This window comes from Kitasatospora sp. CB02891 (assembly GCF_002803145.1).
Taxonomy (GTDB): Bacteria; Actinomycetota; Actinomycetes; order Streptomycetales; family Streptomycetaceae; genus Kitasatospora; species Kitasatospora griseola.
In genome coordinates, this window is the sequence record NZ_NNBO01000001.1 from 637,899 (window position 1) to 659,449 (window position 21,551).

Consider the following 21,551-nt stretch of genomic DNA (forward strand, 5'->3'; position numbering starts at 1 on the left):
ACGGAGTCCGGCGCGGCGCCCCGATGGGCCGCACCTCGTCGGTGGCGCAAAGACGGCGCAACGAACGGCCCCCCGGGTCCTCCCGGCACCATCAGTGGCAACGCCGGTGGTCGTCGGAGATGGGAGCGGGTGGCCGCCGCAGGTGTGCGGGGGCCACCCGTGGGGTGGGGTCAGAAGCCGTTGAAGGTCAGGCTTCCGTTCCGCTGCCGGTCTTCGTCCTCGTCCGAGGCCATCGCGCTGCCGAATCCGAGGGCGGCGACGACAAGCGCTCCCGCGATGGCGGACAGCGAGGTGAGGACCGCGTGCCAGCCGGAAGGCGCGGTCACGTGCAGGCCGACCTTGTGGGCCACCCACACTGCTGCGAGGAGGCCGCGCGAGGGTACCCAGATGAAGTCGATCGCCGCTCCGGCGATCCCCAGGAAGATGGCGATTCCGACAATCGCACCGGCGGCCACCCGCCCGGCGCCGGAGTAGTTGTCGAACGGTTCCTTGGCGTTGAGCCAGGAAATCACCCCGATGCCCAGGCCCACCACCGGCAGGAAGCCGAGGACGGTGAGGATGGTTCCGACGAACCCGTGGACCGCGCCGAGCAGCAGCAGGGCCAGGATCTTCTGCCCCGGCTGCGTGGGCAGGACGAAGTCGTGGGCCCACCAGGTGGCCGTCCACAGCCCTGCGGCCGAAGCGCAGACGAACAGCAACCACAGGGTGATCCTGGCGAGTTCCCGGATCGCGCCGCGGTGGGCCTTCCGGTAGTGGTTGACCTCCTTCTCCCGCGCCTTGAGCCGCCGGGCGAGTTCGGTGGCCAGTTCGTTGGCGACCGGCCGTCCTTCGGAGCCGCCGCGGGCGATCATGTCGACCCGGTTCGGGTTGCGGGCCAGGCGGATCGGGCCGTCGACCGAGATGACACTGAGCGTCGGCGTCTGTCGGGCTTCCTGCTCGCGCACCCGGTTGTTGATGAACCCGTACAGGTCGTCGACCGTCACATGGCCGTCCTGGTCCAGGTCGGCTTCGCCGGTCCGCAGACCGTGGACGACGGCGGCCGTGAACAGGGAGGGGGTGCCCGCCTGCCGGCTCCCCATCAAGTCCCGTTCGAAGGCGTACTGGAGCGCGGTGGAGGAGGTGATGACGACGCGTCCGCTGCCCTCGAACGTCTCGCTCACATTGACGTCCATCGCTTCGCCGCGTGCGCGCATGGCCCGGTTGAAGGCGCCGCTGTAGCAGCAGTCCAGGAGGAGGACGATGCTGCGGCTGGAACTGCTCTCCATGCAGTCGGCAAGGAACTCGGCGCTGACCGACGTCGCCTCGACCAGGTCCGCGTCGCTGTCGCGGGCGATGAAGTGGAGACGGTTCCGGCTGTCCTTCTGCCCGTGGCAGGACAGGTGGAGGAGCAGGACGTCGTCGTGCTCCGCCTGTTGGAAGAACTTCTGGATCGAACGCTTCCACTCGGTGGCGGTCGCGTCCCGCAGCACGGTGACGGAGAACCCGCCGATCTCGGAGTCCCGGAGCACCGCGCTGAGCTCCCTCGCATCGGCGGCCGCGCCCGGGAGTTCGGCGAAGTTGCGGTCGTCGTGGGACTGGTTGGCGATGATGAGGGCGCGCTTACTCATCGTCCTGCTCCTGCGCAGCCGTTGCCACGAGGCTGGTGAACGCTTCGATGGCAGCCGCCGTCTGTCGCGGCTTTCCGGCGGTGATCTCAAGTACGTTGTCGCCGACCTTGATGTGGATCGTGCCGCTGTTGCGGCGTGCCAGCCAGTCCTGCGCCAGCAGGATGAGCGCTCGCAGCGCGGGCGTTCCGGCCAGGCTGAGCAGCAGGGAACTGTAGACGACCGTCTCACCGGCCCTGGTGCCCGTCGGCGCCGACCCTCCCGGAGCGTGGGCAAGGCGCAGAACGCGCAGCTGGCGGACCTCCTCCACCAGGAACTCCATTGCCCGGTCGGCGGCTTCAGGGCCTCTCGGGTCACTGAGGTCGAGCCTGACCTCGTGTGGTGCTCTGTCCATCTCTCCTACCCCCGGATGAGGTTGTCGCGATCGGAGCGGCCGACAGGCGCCTCAGGACTCCACTGCTCCGTCCCGACCCGCCGGCTGCCGCAGCCCGGCCCGATCCGATCCGATCTCGACGGCCAAGTATGCTGACTCCTCGGCGAGTTGACCGAAAAACGATCCGCTCGCCGACTGACACATACCCCCAGAAGGGCACAGCTCGAACCCGACGCCGCCCCTTCCGGCATGTCCCGTTCCGGAACCACCCCCGCACGAGGAGCGAGACCAAGGGACGCGGAGGTCTCCCGCGACGATGCCCCGGGGGCACTACGCGATCGAACCCGAGCCGTGGGCGCACCCGACATCCCATACGGGGACGATGCGGACGGCCCCTCACAACGTCGTGCGGGCCGGAAATCCGATGAGAGAGGGCTCCTGAAGTCCGCAGGACCGCGCAACAACACCGTCCTCCATCCCGAGGACGCGCCTGAGCTCGAAATCCTGGTTGCCATACCGATCACGGAGTCTGTCGATCGAACGGGAGTCTCGACCGGGTGATCGCGGGCCCTGCCCGGCGTGTGCGCAGGCCTGGCGGTACACGGGGAAAATCAAGGGGGGCGGACGGCCGCGCGCTGCTACGGTCGGGCGCCATGAGCTGGCTTCCCGATGACTTCGTCCACCCCGTCCTGGTACCGCTGCCGGGCGGTGGCCATCACCTGCGGCCGATCCGGGAGGCGGACACCGCGCTCGACTATCCGGCTGTGATGGGTTCGCGCGAGCGGCTGTGGACCGTCTTCGGCCCGGCCTGGGGCTGGCCCGCGGCCACCATGACCTACGAGGCCGACCAGGCCGACCTGTTGCGGCACGAGAAGGAGATCGCCGCACACCAGTCCTTCAACTACGCGCTGTTCGACTCGGCGGAGACAGCCCTGCTCGGCTGTGTCTACATCGACCCACCGGAGAGGGCCGGCGCGGACGGCGAGATCTCCTGGTGGGTGGTGGACGAGCTGGTGGGCAGCACGGTCGAGCAGGCCCTCGACGCGCTGGTGCCGCAGTGGATCGCCACCGACTGGCCGTTCGAGCAGCCGCGCTTCCTCGGCCACGAGATCTCCTGGTCGGACTGGCTCGCCCTGCCGGAGCATCCCGACAGGTAAGTGGTTGCTGCCCGTACCGATCTCGAAGGCTGTCGATCGAACGGGAGTCTCGACCGGGTGACTGCGGCGGTTTCCGCGTGTGACAGCAGGGCGTCCAGGTAGCCCTGGGTGCGATCCCATTCCGAATGGTTCCCGGACGCCCTGTTGTCGTTGTTGTACGTGCCCGTGCAGGTTGACCTCAACTCGCCTGCCGTTTAGCGCAATTGCCTCGCGCACGTGTACCGCAACGCGGCCAACCATCAGGACCGGGCACACCGGTGTCCGTCGGACACGACGAACGCGGAGTTGCGCAGCGTCCGGCCGTTGCTGCCGACGCCGGCCTGGTTCCACGGGCGGGATGGACGGCCCGAGGGCTACTGCCATCGGCAGCTGGTGGACGCGCTCCGCTGCCTGCCTGATTTCCGGCACGTCTCCGACGCGCCATCCCCGCGCGAGCGGGAGTCGGCCTCAGTCGTCGGTTCTCCTGATGCCGAATCAACGCGAGGTGTCCTCTCCACAGCCGTGGAGGTCGGCCGGCCACCCCAGCCCGCGGCACCGCCCTGGCAGTGTCCGTCCTCCCCGAGCCAGCGGGGGTCTGTGGGAGCCGGAGGCGGAGGCAGGCGAGGGTGGCCATGGCTTGGCGGTGGACCGCTCGTTCGTCGTCGCGGGTGGCCAGGGCCCGGTTCTGTTTGAGCCGGCTGAAGCAGCCCTCGACGACGCTGCGCCGCCCGTAGAGGTCCCTGCCGGGCCTGCCGACGGGTCAGGAGCCCGGGCAGAACTCCGCCTTCAGCTCGGCGGTGAAGAGGTCGATCGGCCCGTTGCCGCCGTTCAGCCAGTCTCCGTTGACGTTGGTGGAGAGCAGGTGGCGGCCGTCGCGGCTGCCGTAGGTGTAGGTCCACGAGCCGTTGATGGCGCCGCCCATGCCCCAGACGGTGGTGCAGGGCAGGTCGACGGAGCTGACGCCCAGGCCGTAGGCGGCGTCCTTGATCCACTTGTCCGCCGGGGTCCGGACCATGGTGAACATCTCCTGCTGCTGGGCCGGCGGCAGCAGTCGTCCGGCCAGCAGGGCGGCGAAGAAAGTGTTGAGGTCGCGGGTGGTGGAGATCATGTCGCCGGACGCCCAGCCCCAGGACGGGCTCAGCTCGGTCACGTCGTAGTCCGGGGTGGTCGGGTCGGTGTACCCGAGGTGGGAGTACTCCCGCCCGTGCGGCCCGTGGAGGGTGACGTCGTCGGCGGCGGGCTCGTAGGTGCTGGTGAGGCCCAGCGGGGCGGTGATGCGCTGTCGGATCTGCTGGGCCAGGGTGCTGCCGGAGGCCCGTTCGACGATCATCCCGGCGAGGACGTAGTTGGTGTCGGAGTACGTCCAGCCGGCGCCGGGGGCGAAGTCGGGCCGGTGGGCGCGGGCGATGCCGACGAGCCGCTCGGGGGTGAAGTGGTCGAAGCGGTGTTGCAGGAAGGGCTCGTGCCAGAACTCCTTCCCGATCTCGTCGTCCGTGGCGAAGTTGGGGACGCCACTGGTGTGGTTGAGCAACTGCCGGACGGTGATCCGGTCGGGCTGGTAGCCGGGGGCGTCGAGGACGCCGGGCAGCCAGTGCTCCATGCTGTCGTCCAGGCCCAGCCGGCCCTCGGCGGCGAGCTGGAGCACGACCGTGGCGACGAAGGTCTTGGTGGTGCTGCCGATCCGGAACCGGTCCTGCTCCTGGCGGGGTCGGCCGGTGGCGATGTCGGCGACGCCCGCGTCGCCGAACCAACGGTGGCGTCCGTCCCGCACCTCGGCGACGGCTCCGGGGAGTCCACCGGTCGTCACACCCCGGTCGAGCACGGCCTGCACGCCCGGGTGACGGTCCCGCGGCCCGGTCTGCTGCCCGGCCTGCTCGGCGAACACCGGTGCGGCGGTGGTGACGGTGGCGGCGAGCACGGCCCCGGCAAGCAGGGCGGTGACGGTGGCGCGGATGGTGGTCCTCATGGTCTGTTCCCCCTCGACGGTGCTGCCCGTTGACGGAGAGAACGCTCCCGTCAGTTGACGAAGCCGTCAACACAAACTCCACCGGCACGCTCACATCTCCGCAGGTCAGGTGGCGCATTTCCTTGCAATGGGACTGCCCATGAATGCAACACCTCCGCACTCCCATTGCAACAACGCGAGCATCGGGCGGATACTCCCCTGACCATCGCAAGGAACCTGCGCAGGGAACCCGCGCAAGGAACCCGAGCGGACGAGGGGACGAGGGGACGAGGACGGATGCCCGGAGGCCGACTGACTCTGCAGGACCGCCGCCAGATCGCCACCGGCCTGGCCGAGGGGCTCGGCTACGGCGAGATCGCCCGCGGCCTCGGTCGGCCGACCTCGACCGTCACCCGCGAGATCGGCCGCAACGGCGGCCCGTCCGGCTACCGGGCCGAGCGCGCCCAGCACGCGACCGCCCAACGCTCCCGTCGCAGCCGTACCGCGCCCGCCCCGCGCCGGACCGTCCCGGCCCGCGTCGACCTCGACCGGGACCCGGTTGCCGTCAGCCGCGACCGGGACCCCGCCGCCGTCGGCGAATTCGCCGACCAGCTGGCCGAGTTGCTGGTGCACGTCGGCATGCCCCGGATGGCGGCCCGGGTGCTCGGCTGCCTCTACGTCACCGACGAGGGCAGCCTGACCTCCGGCGACCTGGTGCAGCGACTTCAGGTCAGCCCGGCCGCCGTCTCCAAGGCGATCGGCTACCTGGAGGGGCAGTCGCTGGTCCATCGGGAGCGCGACGACCGGCAGCGCCGCGAGCGGTACGTCATCGGCGCCGACATCTGGTACCGCGCCCTGCTGGCCAGCGCCGAACGCAACGCGATGCTCGCCGGGATCACCCGCCACGGCGCCGAGCTGCTCGGACCCGCCACCCCCGCGGGCGCCCGGATGGACGACGCGTCCGCGCTGCTGGAGCGGATCGGCCAGGACATCGTGCGGTCCGTCCGGCAGTGGCACGAGGAACGCGGCCCGGTCCCGTCCTGATCGCCCGACGACCCACCCCTTCCCGACCGCCGGCGTACGGGCCCGCGGAGCCCGTGCGCGCCGTCGTCGACTCAAGGGCAGCGGCCCGTTGCCGGCGACGAATCGCCAACGCCCATGACTCGTCCGTCGGTTCAGGTCGGCGCAGCACGAACGGAACAACGACCGACCCACTCCACGAACGCGAGCCTAGGACTCGTAGCGCTCGACCTCCTCGACGCTGCGCACGCTGGCCTGGTTCGGGTCCTCGCCGGCGTCGGTGCGGGCGCGGCGCTGGCGCAGCAGGTCCCAGCACTGGTCGAGCTGTTCCTCCAGGTCCTTGAGTTCACGCTGTTCGGTGGACTGGTCGATGCGGCCCTCCAGGAGGGCGGCGCGCAGCTTCCGTTCCGTCTCGACCATGTCGCTGATCCGGTCCAGGATGCGGCGGTCGGCGCCGCCCGTGCTCTGCTCGTCCATCGGGGCTCTCCTCGCGGTCGTCTGCGCCTCACTGTAGGTAGCGGGGGTGCGGGCCGCCAGCAGGGCGGATCGGGGCGGCGTCCCGGCGTGGCGTGGCGCGTTGCCCCGAACGGGGGAGCGTAATTGACAGGGCGTCAGGGGGTTGCCAGGATCGCTTATTGAAAACGACTTCCACTTCCAGTCGCTCCGAAAGGCGCTACCCCCATGTCCCTGGACGTCTCCCCCTCCCTGCTGGCGCTGGCCGAACGCGACGAGGTCGCCGACGCCGACTTCCTCGCCACCGTCCGCACCTCGCTGCCCTACGCGTACCGGCTGGTCAACGACCTGACGGCGGAACTCGCCACCACGGACGCCGAGTTCGCGGACAACACGGTCGCCCCGACGGACGCCGAGCGGGCCCAGCTGCTGCGCGCGCTGGCCAGCGACTCGATCCGCGGGGCACTGGAGCGACACTTCTCGGTGAAGCTGGCCTTTCAGAACTGCCACCGGCTGGCGGTCTTCCACCCGAACGCCGAACAGACGGACGCCTACCGGAGGTTCACCTCGCCTCGGGCCCAACTGCTCAACCAGTCACCGGAGTTGCGGGACTGCTGACCCCGCTCACCGCCGCAGCGCCCGAACGCCCGTCGCCCTCGGCACAGAGTCCGGGGGCGCCGGGCGCTCGGCGGGCGTCCGCCCGACTCGCCTCAGCCGGCGCCGACTTCGGCGTCCCGCTGGGGCGCCGCCGGCTCCACCGGCGCGGCCACCGGCCGGCCGCGGCGGGAGGGCACCAGCAGCGCCGCGAACGCGGCGGCCAGGCAGAACGCCGCGAGCAGCGCGAAGCCGTCGGTGTAGCCGGACTCCAGCGGGCGGCCGGAGGGCTGCAGGTGGCCGGTGACCAGGCAGGTCATCAGCGCGGCGCCCATCGAGCCGCCGATGGTGCGGATGTTGGCGTTCATGCCGGTGGCGGCGCCGGTCTGGGCGGGCGAGACGCTCTGCACGATCAGGTTGCTCATCGAGGCGAACGCCAGGCCGACGCCGAGCCCGAACACGCCGGACGCGACGGCGACGTCCGCCTGCGTGCCGTGCCGGGCGGCGAGCAGCGCGCAGGCGACGGCGCCGAACAGCGCGCCGGTGACCAGCTGCGCCTTGGCGGGGAAGCGACCGGCCAGGCGTCCGCCGAGGATGCCGGAGACGAACATCGCGCCGACCATCGGCAGCATCAGCAGCCCGGCCCCGGTGACGGTGGAGCCGAAGCCGTAGCCCGCGCCGGCGGGGGTCTGGACGAAACCGGGGAGGAACGCCCATACGGCGTACATACCGCCGCCGAACAGCAGGGCCGCGGTGTTGGTGGTCCACACGGCGGGCAGTCGCATCACCCGCAGGTCGATCAGCGGGTTGCGGGAGCGGGCCTCGTTGAACGCCCAGAGCGCGAACAGTGCGACGGCGGCGGCGAGCAGGCCGAGCACCCGGGCCGATCCCCAGCCCCACTGGGCGGCCTGACTGACCGGCAGCAGCAGGGCGACCAGCCAGCCGGAGAGCAGCAGGGCGGAGATCCAGTCGACGCTGCCCTCGCTGCGGGTCGGCGACTCGGGGATGTAGCGCCAGGCGAGCAGCACGGTGCCGGCCACCACGATGACGGGCAGCCAGAACAGCCAGCGGTAGTCCAGCGCGCCGACGATCGGGCCGGCCAGCACCATGCCGAGGCCGCTGCCGACGGCGATCACCGCGGACAGGTTGCTGATGCCGGTGGGGACCCGCCCGGGCGGGAACTCGTCGCGGATGATGCCGAAGGACAGCGGGAACAGCGCGCCCGCGATGCCCTGGAGCACCCGGGCGGCCAGCAGCACCGCGATGTTGGGGGCGAGCGCGGCGACCAGGCAGCCGGTCAGCAGGGCGACCAGCGCGGCCACCAGGGTGCGCTTCTTGCCGACCAGGTCGCCGACCCGGCCGAGGATCGGGGTGAACACCGAGGCGGACAGCAGGTAGGCGGTCATCACCCAGGTGACGGTGGACTGCGAGGTGTGCATCGCCTCCTGGACGATCGGCAGGGCCGGCGTGATCAGCGACTGGAGCAGCGCGAACACGCCCGCTCCGGCGGCGAGCACGCCGAAGGTGAGGCGGTGGGACTGGCGGTTCATCGAACCCTCTCGGGACTCGGGTCGCGGCGCACGGAGACAACGCCGCCGCGGCGTGCACTGGCAGGCAGACGCCCGAACGGGCGGTGGTGCGGAGAAGGAGTGATCCGTGGTGCACAACGGTCGATGCCGGCGCGGCCGTCACCGGCACGGCCAATGCGGGTACGGTCAACGGGAATTGACGACGATGAGGCAGCTTCCGTCAATCGCGATTGACGGAAGTGGTGCAGGTCCGGTCAACCCCGCTTGACGACAGGGCTGCCGGCCCGGGTGACACGGGCGGCCCGCCACGGGTGGTGGGGCAGGCCGAGATTCGGGCCCCGATGCTAAAGTCGAGGCATGCCTCCAGATTAGCGGAGGTGAGCCTCCGGTTCAATTCGGATGTGTCGAAACGAGGTCCCCGTGTCCGAACCGATCTCCGTCCGCGAGTTCCTCGCCGCCCAGCGCCCGCGCCGCGCCGACGCCGCGCGCAACTTCGACGCGCTGCTCACCGCCGCCCGCGAGGCCTTCGCCGAACACGGCGCCGAAGCCTCCTTGGAGGACATCGCCCGCCGGGCCGGCGTCGGCATCGGCACCCTCTACCGCAACTTCCCGACCCGCCGGCACCTCTTCGAGGCGGTCTACGCCAACGAGGTCGACGACCTCGGCCGGGTGGCGGCCGCGCTGACCGACCTGCCTTCCTGGGACGCCCTCACCGCGTGGCTGCGCCGCTTCGTCGACTACGCGATGACCAAGCGCGCCATCCGCGAGGCCCTCCAGGGCGAGGAGACCGCCGTCTTCCTGGCCTGCCGCCGCTCCATGTACGACGCCGGCACTCCCCTGCTGGAACGCGCCCAGCAGGACGGCGCCGTCCGCGCCGACATGGACATGGACGACCTGCTCCGGATGGTCTCGGGCATCGCCTCCGTCGCCTTCCCGGCCGAGGAGCAGCGCGCCAAGGTCCTCGCCATCGCCCTGGACGGCATCCGCCCCCGCCCCTGACGCCGGCCCCCGGAACCTCCTCCCCTCCCCCGCTCCCGACGTCTCCTCAGTTCGCGCCGAACGGGTCCGCGGGGTCGCGGCCCACCAGGCCCAGCAGCCGGTCCTGCGGATCGGCGTCGGCCGGCACCGGCACCGCGTCCGCGAACAGGCCCGAGGCCGACAACGCACCGGCCTGCGGGGCGATCTCGGCCAGCGCGAAGCTCGCCGCCGCCGGGTCCATCCGGGCGTCCGCACCGATCCCCGTGGCCAAGTCCCAGCCGTGCACGACCGCGTCCACCGTCATCTCCCGGCAGTACCCGGCCGCCCGCCGCCGCCCGTACGAGAGATGGACGGTCCGCCGCAGCGCGCCCGGCTCGGCGAACGCGGCCCGGGCGGCGTCGGCGGCGGCCGTCCAGGCCGCCACCGGGTCGTCGCCGAGCACGTCTCCGTCGTAGCGGTCGCCGACCTCGGCGACCGTCGCACCGGCGAGCAGGTCCGGCACCCACAGCTGTTCGTAGGTCAGGTGCCCGACCAGTTGGCGGACCGTCCAGTCGGTGCACGGCGTGCGGGCCTGCCAACGGTCGTCGGGGACGGCGCGGACCAGCCGGCCGAAGTGGTCCAGGGCTCCGGCGTGCAGCGCGAGCAGGTCCTGGTCGTCGAGGTGTGTCGCCATGAGCCCACGCTTGCCCGCCCGCGCCGCCCGGGCAAGGCGACACCCCGCAGCGACACCCCGCAGTGACGGCGGGCTACTCGACCGGCGCCTTCTCGCGCAGCAGCTGCACGAACGCCCGCATCCACCCCGGGTGGTCGGGCCAGGCACGGGCGGAGACCACCGCTCCGTCCACCACCGCGTCCCCGTCCACGAAGTCCGCCCCGCCGGCGGCCACGTCCGGCTCCAGCGCCGGGTACGCGGCCGTGCGGCGGCCGGCCATCGAACCGGTCCGCAGGGTGATCAGCGGGCCGTGGCAGATCTGCGCGAGCGGCTTGTCGTCGGCCACGAAGTGCGACACGATCCGCTGCACCTCGGGGTCGTTGCGCAGGTACTCGGGCGCCCGACCGCCGGGCAGCACCAGCGCCACGTACTGCGCCGGGTCCACGTCCGCGAACGCCAGGTCGGCGGGCCAGGTGTAGCCGGCCTTCTCGGTGTAGGTGTCGAACCCGGGGACGAAGTCGTGCACCACGAACTGCAGGGTCTTCTTGGTCGGCGCGGCGATGTCCACCTCGTACCCCTCCTCCAGCAGCCGCTGGTAGGGGTAGAACACCTCCAGCGACTCGGCCGCGTCACCGGTGATGATCAGGATCCTTGCTGCCATTCGTGGCTCCCGTCCCGTTCCTCGCGCCTGGCGCGTCGCCCACCCCCCGACGGGGCCGACGCTGCCACCCTGCCCGCTGACACGCCGTCAAATCAATGGGGCGCGCGCAGCACGGCGCACGGCCGGGGCGTGCGCTCCGCCGCTCGATGCAGTGTCCGCCCGGCCGGGGGAACTCCGGGGGCGACCCGCCCGGGGCGCGCCTAGCGTGCTGACGGGGCCGGCCTCGGGTTGACGCTCGCGGTGCCGCCGGGCCCGGCCGCCACCACAAGTCCGCCGGCACGGGAGGTCGTCATGCAGCACTCGCACATCGTTGACTCCGCCACCGTCGCCAACCTGCGCGATCTCGGCGGCATCGACCTGCCCGGCGGCGCCCGGGTCCGGTCCGGACTGGCGTTGCGTTCCGGCCAGTTGGACCGGCTCGACGCGGCCGGCGACCCGATGTTCGACGCGCTCGGCGTGCGCACCGTCATCGACCTGCGCAGCGGCCCCGACCGCGCCGCCCACCCGGACCGGGTGCCCCGCGGGGCCCACCTGCTGGTCGCCGACGTGCTCGCCGACCGGGCGGGCCACGGCGTCACCGCCGCGCTGATCGCCGCACTCGACGACCCCGCCACCGCCAGCCGCACCCTCGGCCGCGGCCGCGCGGCCCTCGCCCTCCGCGAGGACTACCGCGCCTTCGTCACCTCCACGGCCGCCCGGCAGGCCTACAAGCAGCTGCTCACCGCGCTCGCCCACCAGGGCGGCGGCCCGGTGCTGTTCCACTGCACCGCCGGCAAGGACCGCACCGGCTGGGGCGCCAGCCTGATCCTGCTGCTGCTCGGTGCGGACGAGGAGACCGTCCGCACCGAGTACCTGTCCGTGGACCCGGCGGTGCACATCCGCTACGCGCCGCTGCTGGAACGTTTCCTCTCCGGTGGCGGCGACCCGGAGATCGCCGACGCGATCCTCTCGGTCCGCGCCGAGTACCTGGCCGCCGCCCTCGACACCCTCGCCGACCACTGGGGCGACCCGGAGAGCTACGCCCGCGCCGCGCTCGGCCTCAAGGACGAGACCCTGGACAGCCTCCGCAACCGCTTGGTGCAGGCGTCCTGACGGGTCGTCGGCGGGCGGCCGGAAAGCGCCTTCCCGTTGGTTCGGCGACTCGTGCGCACAGCGACGGGAAAGCGCTTTCCGGCTGGCCCTGACACGCGCACGCCCCTCGGAGGGCAGGCTCGTCCGCCGGAGGGCAGGCTCGTCCGCCGGAGAGCAGGCTCGTCCGTCGGAGGGCAGGCTCGTCTCGGAGAGCAGGCTCGTCCGTCGCCAGGTGGCCACCGCAGGAGCCGGAGAGCGGTTTCCGCAGGCCGTCCGGCTCTCGGGCAGCCACCCGACCCGACCCGGCGTCAGCCGGTCGCGCCGGCCGCTCCGACACAGGCCTCGTTGCCCTCGGGGTCGGCCAGGACCCAGAGGGCGGGGGCGTCCGCGTCCGTGACCAGGCGGCCGCCGGCGGCGAGGGCGGCGGCGACCCGCTGCGCGGCGATGTCGTGCGGGACCCACACGTCCACGTGCACGCGGTTGCGCTGGGGCCGGGGCTCGTCCATCTGCTGGAAGTAGAACGGCGCGCCGCGGCGCGCCGGGTCGAGCAGGTCCTCGGGGCTGCCGGCGCGGTCCCGGTAGCCGAGCAGGGCCCGCCAGAAGGCGACCACGGCGGGCCGTTCCAGGGCGTCCACGGTGACCTGCACGGTCTGCACGGCGTGCGGGTCGGCGGTGGCGCCGAACTCGCGGGCGGCAGCGGAGATCCGCCGGGCCAGCTCGATGTGACGCTCCGTCAGGCCGTAGAACTCCTCGCCCGGCTTGATCAGTCGGACAGTGACGCCGTCGGGCCGCAGGTCCACGTCCGGTGTGCCGAGGCCGTCCACGGCGGTGGCGATCGCGGCCACCAGCCGGGCGCCGTCGGCGAAGGAGCCGGTGCGGAAGAACGTGCACGCCCCTTCGCCCAGGACCCGCCAGTCCGCCGTACCGGGCGCGGCATGGAACGCCGACGGCCGGATCCTGACGTCCGCCTCGACCTGCTCACCCTGCCCGACCTGTCCGCCCTGCCCGACCTGCTCGCCTTGCCCGACCTGCACCTGAAGCTCTGTCATCCGGGCAGCGTAGCGCCGCAGTCCGACAGAATGATCACCACCACGGGTCAGCGGGCCCCGGTCCAGGCCAGCAGGTGGTCGACCGACCAGGCGTTGATGATCCGCTCGGCGTCCAGGCCCAGCGCGACGGCCCGTTCGCAGCCGGCGATCTGCCAGTCGAGCTGGCCGGGGGCGTGCGCGTCGGTGTCGACGGCGAACAGGCAGCCGAGGTCGACGGCGAGGGCGAGCAGGTCGTCCGGCGGATCCTGGCGGTCCGGGCGGCAGTTGATCTCGACGGCGGTGTCGTGCTCCCGGCAGGCGGTGAACACCGCCTCCGCGTCGAACTCGGACTGCGGACGCGGCTTGTCGCCGAGCCGCCGCCCGGTGCAGTGGCCGAGCACGTCGACCAGCGGGTTGCGGACGGCGGCCAGCATCCGGCGGGTCATCGCGGCGCCGTCCATCCGCAGCTTGGAGTGCACCGAGGCGACCACCACGTCCAGCCGGCCCAGCAGTTCCTCGTCCTGGTCGAGCGAGCCGTCGTCGAGGATGTCGCACTCGATGCCGGACAGCAGCCGGAACGGGGTGAGCCGGCCGTTCAGGTCCTCCATCACGTCGAGCTGGTCGCGCAGCCGCTCGGCGCTCAGGCCGTTGGCGACCGTCAGGCGCGGCGAGTGGTCGGTGAGCGCGGCCCACGAGTGGCCGAGGTCGCGGGCGGTACGGGCCATCAGTTCGATCGGGGCCCCGCCGTCGGACCAGTCCGAGTGCAGGTGGCAGTCGCCGCGGAGCTGCTCGCGCAGCCGGAGCGCGGCGGTGGACGGCGCGGGCCCGGCGGCCGCCCGGGCCTCCGCCTCCAGCAGGTACTGCGGGGTCCGGCCCGCCGTGGCGTCGGCGATCACCCGGGCGGTGACGGGGCCGACGCCCGGCAGGCGTTCCGCGGCGGCGACGTCGACCGGCCCCGGGGGCAGCCCGGTGGCGGCTTCGGCGGCGGTGCGGAACGCCTTGACCCGGTACGGGGAGGCGAGTTCACGCTCCAGCAGGAAGGCGATGCGTTCCAGGGCGGTGACCGGATCCATGCGGCCAGTCTGCGCGGGGCGGTACCGGGCCGCATGCGGGTTGCCGCCGGACGGCCGTGGGGCCGGACGGGCGCACGTGACGGGAGCGGCGGCGGGCGCTGCGGGGCCTCTGATCTGCCCCAAACCCTTGTTGACAGTCTGTCTCATTGGTTTACTCCTCCTGGAGCCCCTGCCCCCGCCACCCTCCGGAGCCCGCCCATGCCCGACACCGCCGCCCCCACCGGGACGATCGCCCAGCAGCGCAACGCCGACCGCGAGCTCAACGCGTCCCGCCTGCTGCGCGCCTCCGCCAAGCACTCCCACGACCCGCTCACCGAGGTCGACTGGACCGCCCCCGTCGACCCCGACCACTACGCGCTGCCCGCCCACCGCGTCACCCTGTACGGCACTCCGCTCTGGGAACGCCTCGACGAACGGCAGCGCGCGCAGCTGAGCGTCCATCAACTCGCCTCCACCACGGCGGCCGGCATCTGGTTCGAACTGGTCCTGATGGAGGGCCTGATCCGGCACGTCTACGCGAACGACCTCACCACCGGGCACGCCCAGTACGCACTGACCGAGGTCGCGGACGAGTGCCGGCACTCCACCATGTTCGCCCGCTACATCACCGCCACCGGATACCCGTCGGCCCGGCCCACCAAGCGCGCGGACCGGCTCGGGCGGCTGCACTTCCTGCTCAACGACACCACGATGACCTTCGCCGGGGCGATATTCGTCGAGGAGTTCACGGACGCGATGCAGCGGGAGATGATCCGCGACGAGAGCCTGCAGCCGCTGGCCCGCTCGGTCGCCCGGATCCACGTCATCGAGGAGGCCCGGCACATCGGCTACGCCAAGCCCGAACTCGAACGCCGCTGGGCCCGGATGACCCCCGCCCGCCGCGCCGTCTTCCGCCGCGCCCTCGCGCTCCTGGCCCGCCAGTCCGTCGCGGAGATCGTCAACCCCCGCGTCTACTCCCTCGCCGGTCTCGACCCCACCGAGGCCGCCCGCGCCGCCGCCGCCAACCCCCACTGGCGCCAGGCCCGCATCGACTGGTCCCGCAAGGCCCTCGACTTCTTCACCGACCTCGGCATCATCACCCCCGCCACCACCCGCCGCTGGCAACGCGCCTCGCTCCTCCCCTGACCCGGTCGCCCGCCCGTGCCCCTCCGCCGCCGGCTGCCCGGAGGGCGTGGCGGACTGGGCGCGGGGGTGGGTTCTGACGGAGGATTCGTTGCGTGAGTGATGCTGCGGGTGTGGTCGGCGGGATTCGGCTGGGGACGGCGCGTGGGCGGTGGGTCGTCGCGGCGACCGCGCTGGGGTCCGGGATGGCGATGCTGGACGGCACGGTGGTGAACGTCGCGTTGCCGCGGATCGGGGAGGACCTGGGGGCGAATCTCGCCTCGTTGCAGTGGACGATCAACGCCTACATGCTGACTCTCGCCGCGTTGATCCTGCTGGGCGGTTCGCTCGGTGACCGGTACGGCCGCCGTCGGGTGTTCCTGATCGGGGTGTGCTGGTTCGCGTTGGCGTCGGCGGGCTGCGCGGCGGCGCCGAACGTCGAGGTGCTGATCCTGGCGCGGGCGCTGCAGGGCATCGGTGGCGCGTTGTTGACGCCGGGTTCGCTGGCGATGCTGCAGGCGGTGTTCCACGAGGACGACCGGGCGGGTGCGGTGGGCGCCTGGTCGGGTCTGGGCGGTGTCGCGGCGGCGGTCGGTCCGTTCCTCGGGGGTTGGCTGGTGGACGGTCCGGGCTGGCGGTGGATCTTTCTGCTGAACCTGCCGTTGGCGGCGGTCGTGGTGGCGGTGACGGTCCGTCATGTCCCGGAGACCCGTGATCCGGACGAGCAGGGCCGCTTCGACGTGCTGGGCGCGCTGCTCGCGGCGCTGGCGCTGGCGGGGATCACGTACGCGTTGACGGAGGCGGGTTCCGGGCTGACGCCGGGCGCGATCGTCGCGGGGCTGGCGGGTGTGGCGCTGACGGCCGCGTTCATCCTGGTCGAGCACCGGTCGCCGAACCCGATGCTGCCGCTGTCGCTGTTCCGGTCGCGGCTGTTCACCTCGGTCAACCTGGTGACGCTGTGCGTGTACGCGGCGTTCAGCGGGGTGTTCCTGCTGCTGACGGTGCAGTTGCAGATCGTCGCCGGGTTCACGCCGCTGCTGTCGGGGGTGGCGCTGGTGCCGATCACGGTGCTGATGCTGCTGTTCTCGGGGCGGGCCGGCCAGTTCGGCCGCACGGTCGGGCCCCGGCTGCCGTTGACGGTCGGGCCGTTGCTGGTGGCGGCGGGGGTGCTGCTGATGCTGCGGATCGGCCCGGACGCGAACTACTGGCTGGACGTGCTGCCCGCGGTGACCGTCCAGGGCGCGGGCATGACGCTGCTGGTGGCGCCGTTGACCGCGACCGTCCTCGCCGCGGTCGACGTCCGCCGGGCCGGCATCGCGTCCGGTGTGAACAATGCCGCCGCCCGCGCCGCGGGGCTGTTCGCGGTGGCGGCGATCCCGCCGCTGGCGGGCTTGAGCGGTGACGCGTACCGGATCCCGTCCGAGGTGGACAGCGCTTTCCGTACGTCCATGCTGATCTGCGCCTCGCTGCTCGCGGCCGGCGCGGCGATCGCGTTCGCGACCATTCGCGCGGACTCGCTCGCCCCGCCCCACCCCGTCGCCGAACCGGACTGCGACTGGTACTGCGCGCCGACCTCCCCGCCGATCCATCCGAACCACGAGGAGGCCTGACGGCTCGTCGCGCGAGGGCGTGACTACTGGAGGACGGTCACCATCGGCACCGGCAGCGGTGTCGCCGCAGATGCGGGGTCGACCGGCCCGACCGCGGGCGGCTTCGTGGTGGTGGTCGGCTTCGGCGTGGGCGGCTTCGTGGTGGTAGTGGGCTTCGGCGTGGGGGCCTTCGTGGTGGACGTCGGCTTCGGCGTGGGCGGCTTCGTGGTGGTGGTCGGCTTCGGCGTGGGTGCCTTCGTCGTGGACGTCGGCTTCGGCGTGGGTGCCTTCGTGGTGGTGGTCGGCTTCGGCGCGGTGCCGACGTAGTCCCAGCTGACCTCGATGACGCCGTCGTAGGCGTCGCCGCCGAGCGCCCGGAAGGCTCCGGCCGACAGGTCGAGCCCGTGGAAGGAGGCGCCGGGCGCCACGTCGACGATGGTCGCGACGATCGACCTCGTGCCGTGCTGGATCCTGATCTTCTGGAAGCAGTGTGGCCCCGGGTATCCGCTGCCGAACTCGGCGGAGTTCAGCGCCACCACCATGTCGCCCGACGAGGACCGCACGCCGCAGGCGCCGAGACCCACGTCGTAGTAGGTCGCCCGCCCCGTGTACGCCGCGCCGGGCCCGGCCGTCGCCAGCGTGATGCCGCCGGCGAGCACCAGCGCTGCCGCGCCGGTCGTCGCCATCCGTGCTGCCTTCATGAACTCCCCTTCATCGCCTGCCGACGCCGACCGGCGTCGCGCGCACCAGGCTCGCAGCGTCCGCTCACGCCCGACTCACGTCCGGCATGCGGGCCTGCTCAGCAGTGCGGCCGTTCCGCCCGGTGCATGCGCGAAGCCCCGGAGGGCTCCTGCGGGTGCAGGGCCTTCCGGGGCTTCGCGACGGCGACGGGGCGTCAGCGTCAGAGGATGTCGCCCGGGACGTACTTGGCGGCCTCGGGGTGGGTGGCGGCGACGGCCTCGATGCGGCGGACGATTTCGCCGACCTGGGCGGCGGCGGCGCCGGTGAAGGAGAGGCGGTCGGCGAGCAGGGCGTCGATCGCTTCGCGGTCGAGCGGGATCCGGGTGTCGGCGGCGAGCGCCGGGACCAGGGTGTTCTCGCGGGCGCCCTCGCGCATGGCCAGCGCGGCGGCCACGGCGTGCTCCTTGATGACCTCGTGCGCCGTCTCCCGGCCGACGCCGGCCCGGACGGCCGCCATCAGGACCTTGGTGGTGGCCAGGAACGGGAGGTAGCGGTCGAGCTCGGCCTCGATGACGGCGGGGAAGGCGCCGAACTCGTCGAGGACGGTGAGGAAGGTCTCCAGCAGGCCGTCGAAGGCGAAGAACGCGTCCGGCAGCGCGACCCGGCGGACCACGGAGCAGGAGACGTCGCCCTCGTTCCACTGGTCGCCGCCCAGCTCGGCGGTCATCGAGGCGTAGCCGCGCAGGATGACGGCGAGGCCGTTGACGCGCTCGCAGGAGCGGGTGTTCATCTTGTGCGGCATGGCCGAGGAGCCGACCTGGCCGGCCTTGAAGCCCTCGGTGACCAGCTCGTGGCCGGCCATCAGGCGGATGGTCTTGGCGATGCTGGACGGGCCGGCGGAGAGCTGGACCAGGGTGGAGACCACGTCGTAGTCCAGCGAGCGCGGGTAGACCTGGCCGACCGAGGTGAGGACGTTGTCGAAGCCGAGGTGGCCCGCCACCCGGCGCTCCAGCTCGGCGAGCTTCTGGGCGTCGCCGCCGAGGAGGTCGAGCATGTCCTGGGAGGTGCCGACCGGGCCCTTGACGCCGCGCAGCGGGTAGCGGGCGATCAGCTCTTCCAGGCGGGCGAAGGCGGCCAGGACCTCGTCGGCGGCGGTCGCGAAACGCTTGCCGAGGGTGGTGGCCTGGGCGGCGACGTTGTGCGAGCGGCCGGCCATCACGAGCTCGCCGTACTGGGCGGAGAGCCGGCCGAGGCGGACCAGGACGGCCACCGTGCGGTCGCGGACGTGCTCCAGGGACTGGCGGATCTGCAGCTGCTCGACGTTCTCGGTGAGGTCGCGCGAGGTCATGCCCTTGTGGATCTGCTCGTGCCCGGCGAGTTCGGAGAACTCCTCGATGCGGGCCTTCACGTCGTGCCGGGTGACCTTCTCACGGGCGGCGATGGACGCCAGGTCGACCTGGTCGACGACGCGCTCGTAGTCGGCGATCGCGGTGGGCGGCACCTCGATGCCGAGGTCCTGCTGGGCCTTCAGGACGGCCAGCCACAGGTGGCGCTCCAGCACCACCTTGTGCTCGGGGGACCACAGCTGGGCCAGGGTCGCCGAGGCGTACCGGGAGGCCAGGACATTGGGGATCTTGGGCTTCGCGCTCACGCTTCGCAAGCCTAACAGTCGAGGTCAGGAGGGAACGCAGCGCCTCCGCCATGAGGAGGGGTAGCATGGCCGGTTGAACACTGACTCACATACCACCGCATAACTTCCTCAGGGCAAGGATATCACGTTGACCGAAGAGATGGCAAGCGACGTCGTCCTGGCAGCCGAACTCCGCACCGAGCAGCGCCGGTTGACGGAGCTGTACGCCCGACTGGACGCCACCCGCGAACAGGCCCGCGCCGCGCTGGAACAGGCTGGCGCCGAGAGCGCGCGGCCCGGCGGCACCCGGCAGGCCCGGCTGGAGCAGGAGGTGGTGCTCGCCGAGCGCACCCGCCGGTTGGCCCGGCTGACCGCCGTCGAACGCGGCCTGTGCTTCGGCCGGATCGACGGCTGCGACGGCGCCGTCCACCACCTCGGCCGGATCGGCCTGCTGGACGAGGAGTTCGAACCGGTGCTGCTGGACTGGCGGGCCCCGGCCGCCCGCCCGTTCTACACCGCGAGCGCCGCCGACCCGGCCGGTCTGCTCCGCCGCCGCCACCTGCGGACCCGGGGCCGGCAGGTGGTCGGCCTGGACGACGAGGCGTTCGACCTGGACGCGCTGGACGCCGACGGCCGCCGCACCCTGGTCGGCGAGGCCGCGCTGCTGGCCGAGCTGCGCCGGGCCCGGACGGGGCGGATGCGCGAGGTGGTGGCGACCATCCAGGCCGAGCAGGACCGGGTGATCCGCTCCGGGCTGCACGGCGCGGTGGTGGTGCACGGCGGCCCCGGCACCGGCAAGACGGTGGCCGCGCTGCACCGGGCCGCGTACCTGCTGTACACCCACCGGGAGGTGCTGGAGCGGCGCGGCGTGCTGGTGATCGGCCCCAACCCGGCGTTCCTGCGCTACATCGAGCAGGTGCTGCCCTCGCTCGGCGAGACCGAGGTGCTGCTGCGCACCCTCGGCGAGCTGTTCCCGGGCGTGCACGCGGTTGACGCGGACCGACCGGAAACCGCTTTCCTGAAGGGTTCGCCGAAGATGGCCGAGGTGCTCGCCGAGGCGGTGCGCCTGCACCAGCGGCTGCCCGCCGGGGACGGCCTGATCACCGCGCTCGACCTGCCGCTCCCCCGCCGGCTGCTGGCCGCCGCCCGGGACGGCGCCCGGGGCCTGCGGCTGCCGCACAACGCGGCCCGCGCCGAGTTCCTGCGCACCGCCCTGCGCGGCCTGGCCCGGGCCCGCGCGGACGCGATCGGCCGCCCGTGGGACGAGGAGGAGGCCCGGTACGCGCCGGGCGAGCTGTGGGCCGAGCCGGAGGTGCGGGCCGCTCTGGACGCGATGTGGCCGCTGCTGACGCCGCAGCGGCTGCTCACGTCGCTGCTCGCCGACCCGGAGCGCCTCGCCCCGTCCCTGACCCCTGCCGAACGCGCCGCGCTGCACCGCGCGCCCGGCGCACCGTGGACGGTGGAGGACGTCCCGCTGCTGGACGAGGCCGCCGAACTGCTCGGCAGCGACGGCGCGGAGCAGCGCCGGGCCGCCGCCGAGCGGGGCCGGGCCCGGGCCGATGCCGAGCAGTACGCCCGTGGAGTGCTCCAAGTGACGGACCAGGACGGCGAGTTGGACGCGGCGACGCTGGCGGAGCGGCACGCCGAGGAGGGGCCGTACCGGTCGACGGCCGAGCGGGCGGCGGCGGACCGGGAGTGGACGTTCGGGCATGTGGTGGTCGACGAGGCGCAGGAGCTGTCGGCGCTGGCCTGGCGGATGGTGATGCGGCGGATCCCGACCCGGTCGCTGACGGTGGTGGGCGATCTGGCGCAGACCTCGTCGGCGGCGGGCGCGCACGACTGGCAGGAGATGCTGGGCCGCTACCTGGGCACGCGCTGGCGGGAGGAGCGGCTGACCGTCAACTACCGCACCCCGGCGCCGATCATGGCGGTGGCGGCGGCGCTGCTGGCGGCCGTCGATCCGGCGGCGCGAGCGCCCGAGTCGGTACGGGCCGAGGGCGAGGCGCCGCGGGCGGTGGCGGTCGGGGACTACGCGGCGCAGCTGCCCGCGCTGCTGGCGCCGGACGGGCCGGGCACCACGGGCCTGGTGGTGCCGGACGGCCGGTTGGCGGAATTGGCGCACCTGGGGGCGCTGACTACCGCGCAGAGCAAGGGACTCGAGTTCGACGCGGTGGTGGTGGCCGATCCGGCGGCGATCCTGGCGCAGTCCCCGCGCGGCGGCCACGACCTGTACGTGGCGCTGACCCGGGCCACCCGCCGACTGACCGTCGCCCACCACGGCCCGCTGCCGGAGCCGCTGCGGGCGGCGTTCGAGCGAGCGGCGTTCGAGCGGGCCGCTGTCGAACGGGCCGCTGTCGAACGGGCCGCTGTCGAACGGGCAGGGTCGGCGAAAATGGGGTGATCCGGACGCGCGGGACGGGTTAGGGTCCCGCC

The 21,551-nt window shown here is 72.7% G+C and carries 19 protein-coding genes; 8 read left to right on the forward strand and 11 right to left on the reverse strand.

The features are described from left to right. Positions 1–170: 170 nt before the first annotated feature. Positions 171–1,607: a caspase family protein gene (locus CG736_RS03040; RefSeq protein WP_100584545.1), complete on the reverse strand. Its 1,437-nt coding sequence runs from the start codon at positions 1,605–1,607 to the stop codon at positions 171–173. After that, entirely contained in the window at positions 1,600–1,914 is a 315-nt protein-coding gene (locus CG736_RS03045; protein WP_157815379.1) for a hypothetical protein, read from the reverse strand. Before CG736_RS03045 ends, CG736_RS03040 begins: the two co-directional genes overlap by 8 nt. A 716-nt stretch (positions 1,915–2,630) precedes the next feature. On the opposite strand from CG736_RS03045, the gene CG736_RS03050 reads away from it, so the two are divergent. Beyond that, positions 2,631–3,134: a GNAT family N-acetyltransferase gene (locus CG736_RS03050; protein ID WP_100584547.1), complete on the forward strand. Its 504-nt coding sequence runs from the start codon at positions 2,631–2,633 to the stop codon at positions 3,132–3,134. Positions 3,135–3,873: 739 nt separating this feature from the next. Here CG736_RS03050 and CG736_RS03060 read toward each other — a convergent pair. After that, positions 3,874–5,079 (reverse strand): serine hydrolase, encoded by a 1,206-nt coding sequence (locus tag CG736_RS03060; protein ID WP_100584548.1) that lies wholly within the window; start codon positions 5,077–5,079, stop codon positions 3,874–3,876. 276 nt (positions 5,080–5,355) lie between these two features. Between CG736_RS03060 and CG736_RS03065 the strand changes: the two genes are divergently transcribed. After that, the gene (locus CG736_RS03065; RefSeq protein ID WP_100584549.1) at positions 5,356–6,102 is read left to right on the forward strand and encodes a helix-turn-helix domain-containing protein; all 747 of its coding nucleotides are present in this window, start codon (positions 5,356–5,358) and stop codon (positions 6,100–6,102) included. 186 nt (positions 6,103–6,288) lie between these two features. Here CG736_RS03065 and CG736_RS03070 read toward each other — a convergent pair whose 3' ends face one another. Continuing rightward, the gene (locus CG736_RS03070; RefSeq protein ID WP_100584550.1) at positions 6,289–6,555 is read right to left on the reverse strand and encodes a DUF2630 family protein; all 267 of its coding nucleotides are present in this window, start codon (positions 6,553–6,555) and stop codon (positions 6,289–6,291) included. Positions 6,556–6,759: 204 nt separating this feature from the next. On the opposite strand from CG736_RS03070, the gene CG736_RS03075 reads away from it, so the two are divergent. Continuing rightward, on the forward strand, positions 6,760–7,149 hold the full coding sequence (locus tag CG736_RS03075) for an SCO5389 family protein (RefSeq protein WP_043911687.1): 390 nt from the start codon (positions 6,760–6,762) through the stop codon (positions 7,147–7,149). Positions 7,150–7,241: 92 nt separating this feature from the next. Here CG736_RS03075 and CG736_RS03080 read toward each other — a convergent pair whose 3' ends face one another. Next, positions 7,242–8,675: an MFS transporter gene (locus CG736_RS03080; protein WP_100584551.1), complete on the reverse strand. Its 1,434-nt coding sequence runs from the start codon at positions 8,673–8,675 to the stop codon at positions 7,242–7,244. Positions 8,676–9,074: 399 nt separating this feature from the next. Between CG736_RS03080 and CG736_RS03085 the strand changes: the two genes are divergently transcribed. After that, the gene (locus CG736_RS03085; RefSeq protein WP_369879780.1) at positions 9,075–9,653 is read left to right on the forward strand and encodes a TetR/AcrR family transcriptional regulator; all 579 of its coding nucleotides are present in this window, start codon (positions 9,075–9,077) and stop codon (positions 9,651–9,653) included. 46 nt (positions 9,654–9,699) lie between these two features. Here the strand turns inward: CG736_RS03085 and CG736_RS03090 are convergent, their stop codons facing one another. Beyond that, the gene (locus tag CG736_RS03090) at positions 9,700–10,305 is read right to left on the reverse strand and encodes a TIGR03086 family metal-binding protein (RefSeq protein WP_100584553.1); all 606 of its coding nucleotides are present in this window, start codon (positions 10,303–10,305) and stop codon (positions 9,700–9,702) included. A 73-nt stretch (positions 10,306–10,378) separates the two neighbouring features. Next, positions 10,379–10,945, reverse strand: a complete 567-nt coding sequence (locus tag CG736_RS03095; protein ID WP_100584554.1) for a DJ-1/PfpI family protein — start codon at positions 10,943–10,945, stop codon at positions 10,379–10,381. Positions 10,946–11,236: 291 nt separating this feature from the next. Between CG736_RS03095 and CG736_RS03100 the strand changes: the two genes are divergently transcribed. Next, on the forward strand, positions 11,237–12,037 hold the full coding sequence (locus CG736_RS03100; RefSeq protein WP_100584555.1) for a tyrosine-protein phosphatase: 801 nt from the start codon (positions 11,237–11,239) through the stop codon (positions 12,035–12,037). 287 nt (positions 12,038–12,324) lie between these two features. Here CG736_RS03100 and CG736_RS03105 read toward each other — a convergent pair whose 3' ends face one another. After that, entirely contained in the window at positions 12,325–13,065 is a 741-nt protein-coding gene (locus tag CG736_RS03105; RefSeq protein ID WP_198520335.1) for a VOC family protein, read from the reverse strand. 47 nt (positions 13,066–13,112) lie between these two features. Continuing rightward, positions 13,113–14,117, reverse strand: coding sequence for a PHP domain-containing protein (locus CG736_RS03110; protein WP_100584556.1), 1,005 nt, complete (start codon positions 14,115–14,117; stop codon positions 13,113–13,115). Positions 14,118–14,315: 198 nt separating this feature from the next. Here CG736_RS03110 and CG736_RS03115 point away from each other — a divergent pair, with 198 nt between their 5' ends. Both CG736_RS03115 and CG736_RS03120 read left to right on the forward strand, forming a co-directional pair. Then, positions 14,316–15,242 carry a diiron oxygenase gene (locus CG736_RS03115; RefSeq protein WP_100584557.1) on the forward strand — a complete coding sequence of 309 codons (927 nt, stop codon included), beginning with the start codon at positions 14,316–14,318 and terminating at the stop codon, positions 15,240–15,242. A 92-nt stretch (positions 15,243–15,334) separates the two neighbouring features. Next, the gene (locus CG736_RS03120; RefSeq protein WP_100584558.1) at positions 15,335–16,828 is read left to right on the forward strand and encodes an MFS transporter; all 1,494 of its coding nucleotides are present in this window, start codon (positions 15,335–15,337) and stop codon (positions 16,826–16,828) included. A 23-nt stretch (positions 16,829–16,851) separates the two neighbouring features. On the opposite strand, the gene CG736_RS03125 is transcribed toward CG736_RS03120, so the two are convergent. Next, positions 16,852–17,508: an RlpA-like double-psi beta-barrel domain-containing protein gene (locus CG736_RS03125; RefSeq protein ID WP_157815380.1), complete on the reverse strand. Its 657-nt coding sequence runs from the start codon at positions 17,506–17,508 to the stop codon at positions 16,852–16,854. A 200-nt stretch (positions 17,509–17,708) separates the two neighbouring features. Continuing rightward, on the reverse strand, positions 17,709–19,148 hold the full coding sequence (gene purB / locus CG736_RS03130; RefSeq protein WP_100584560.1) for an adenylosuccinate lyase: 1,440 nt from the start codon (positions 19,146–19,148) through the stop codon (positions 17,709–17,711). A gap of 118 nt (positions 19,149–19,266) precedes the next feature. Between purB and CG736_RS03135 the strand changes: the two genes are divergently transcribed. After that, a complete protein-coding gene (locus CG736_RS03135) occupies positions 19,267–21,519 on the forward strand; it encodes an ATP-binding domain-containing protein (RefSeq protein WP_369879781.1) in 2,253 nt (750 codons plus the stop codon). Positions 21,520–21,551: the final 32 nt, after the last annotated feature.

What these genes read in the sequence shown, in the direction of transcription:
- CG736_RS03070 (WP_100584550.1), bottom strand. Translation starts at nt 6,555, where the DNA reads ATGGACGAGCAGAGCACGGGCGGCGCCGACCGCCGCATCCTGGACCGG.
- CG736_RS03115 (WP_100584557.1), top strand. Translation starts at nt 14,316, where the DNA reads ATGCCCGACACCGCCGCCCCCACCGGGACGATCGCCCAGCAGCGCAAC.
- CG736_RS03090 (WP_100584553.1), bottom strand. Translation starts at nt 10,305, where the DNA reads ATGGCGACACACCTCGACGACCAGGACCTGCTCGCGCTGCACGCCGGA.
- CG736_RS03080 (WP_100584551.1), bottom strand. Translation starts at nt 8,675, where the DNA reads ATGAACCGCCAGTCCCACCGCCTCACCTTCGGCGTGCTCGCCGCCGGA.
- CG736_RS03100 (WP_100584555.1), top strand. Translation starts at nt 11,237, where the DNA reads ATGCAGCACTCGCACATCGTTGACTCCGCCACCGTCGCCAACCTGCGC.
- CG736_RS03040 (WP_100584545.1), bottom strand. Translation starts at nt 1,607, where the DNA reads ATGAGTAAGCGCGCCCTCATCATCGCCAACCAGTCCCACGACGACCGC.
- CG736_RS03095 (WP_100584554.1), bottom strand. Translation starts at nt 10,945, where the DNA reads ATGGCAGCAAGGATCCTGATCATCACCGGTGACGCGGCCGAGTCGCTG.
- CG736_RS03050 (WP_100584547.1), top strand. Translation starts at nt 2,631, where the DNA reads ATGAGCTGGCTTCCCGATGACTTCGTCCACCCCGTCCTGGTACCGCTG.
- CG736_RS03075 (WP_043911687.1), top strand. Translation starts at nt 6,760, where the DNA reads ATGTCCCTGGACGTCTCCCCCTCCCTGCTGGCGCTGGCCGAACGCGAC.
- CG736_RS03105 (WP_198520335.1), bottom strand. Translation starts at nt 13,065, where the DNA reads ATGACAGAGCTTCAGGTGCAGGTCGGGCAAGGCGAGCAGGTCGGGCAG.
- CG736_RS03060 (WP_100584548.1), bottom strand. Translation starts at nt 5,079, where the DNA reads ATGAGGACCACCATCCGCGCCACCGTCACCGCCCTGCTTGCCGGGGCC.
- CG736_RS03110 (WP_100584556.1), bottom strand. Translation starts at nt 14,117, where the DNA reads ATGGATCCGGTCACCGCCCTGGAACGCATCGCCTTCCTGCTGGAGCGT.
- CG736_RS03125 (WP_157815380.1), bottom strand. Translation starts at nt 17,508, where the DNA reads ATGAAGGCAGCACGGATGGCGACGACCGGCGCGGCAGCGCTGGTGCTC.
- CG736_RS03065 (WP_100584549.1), top strand. Translation starts at nt 5,356, where the DNA reads ATGCCCGGAGGCCGACTGACTCTGCAGGACCGCCGCCAGATCGCCACC.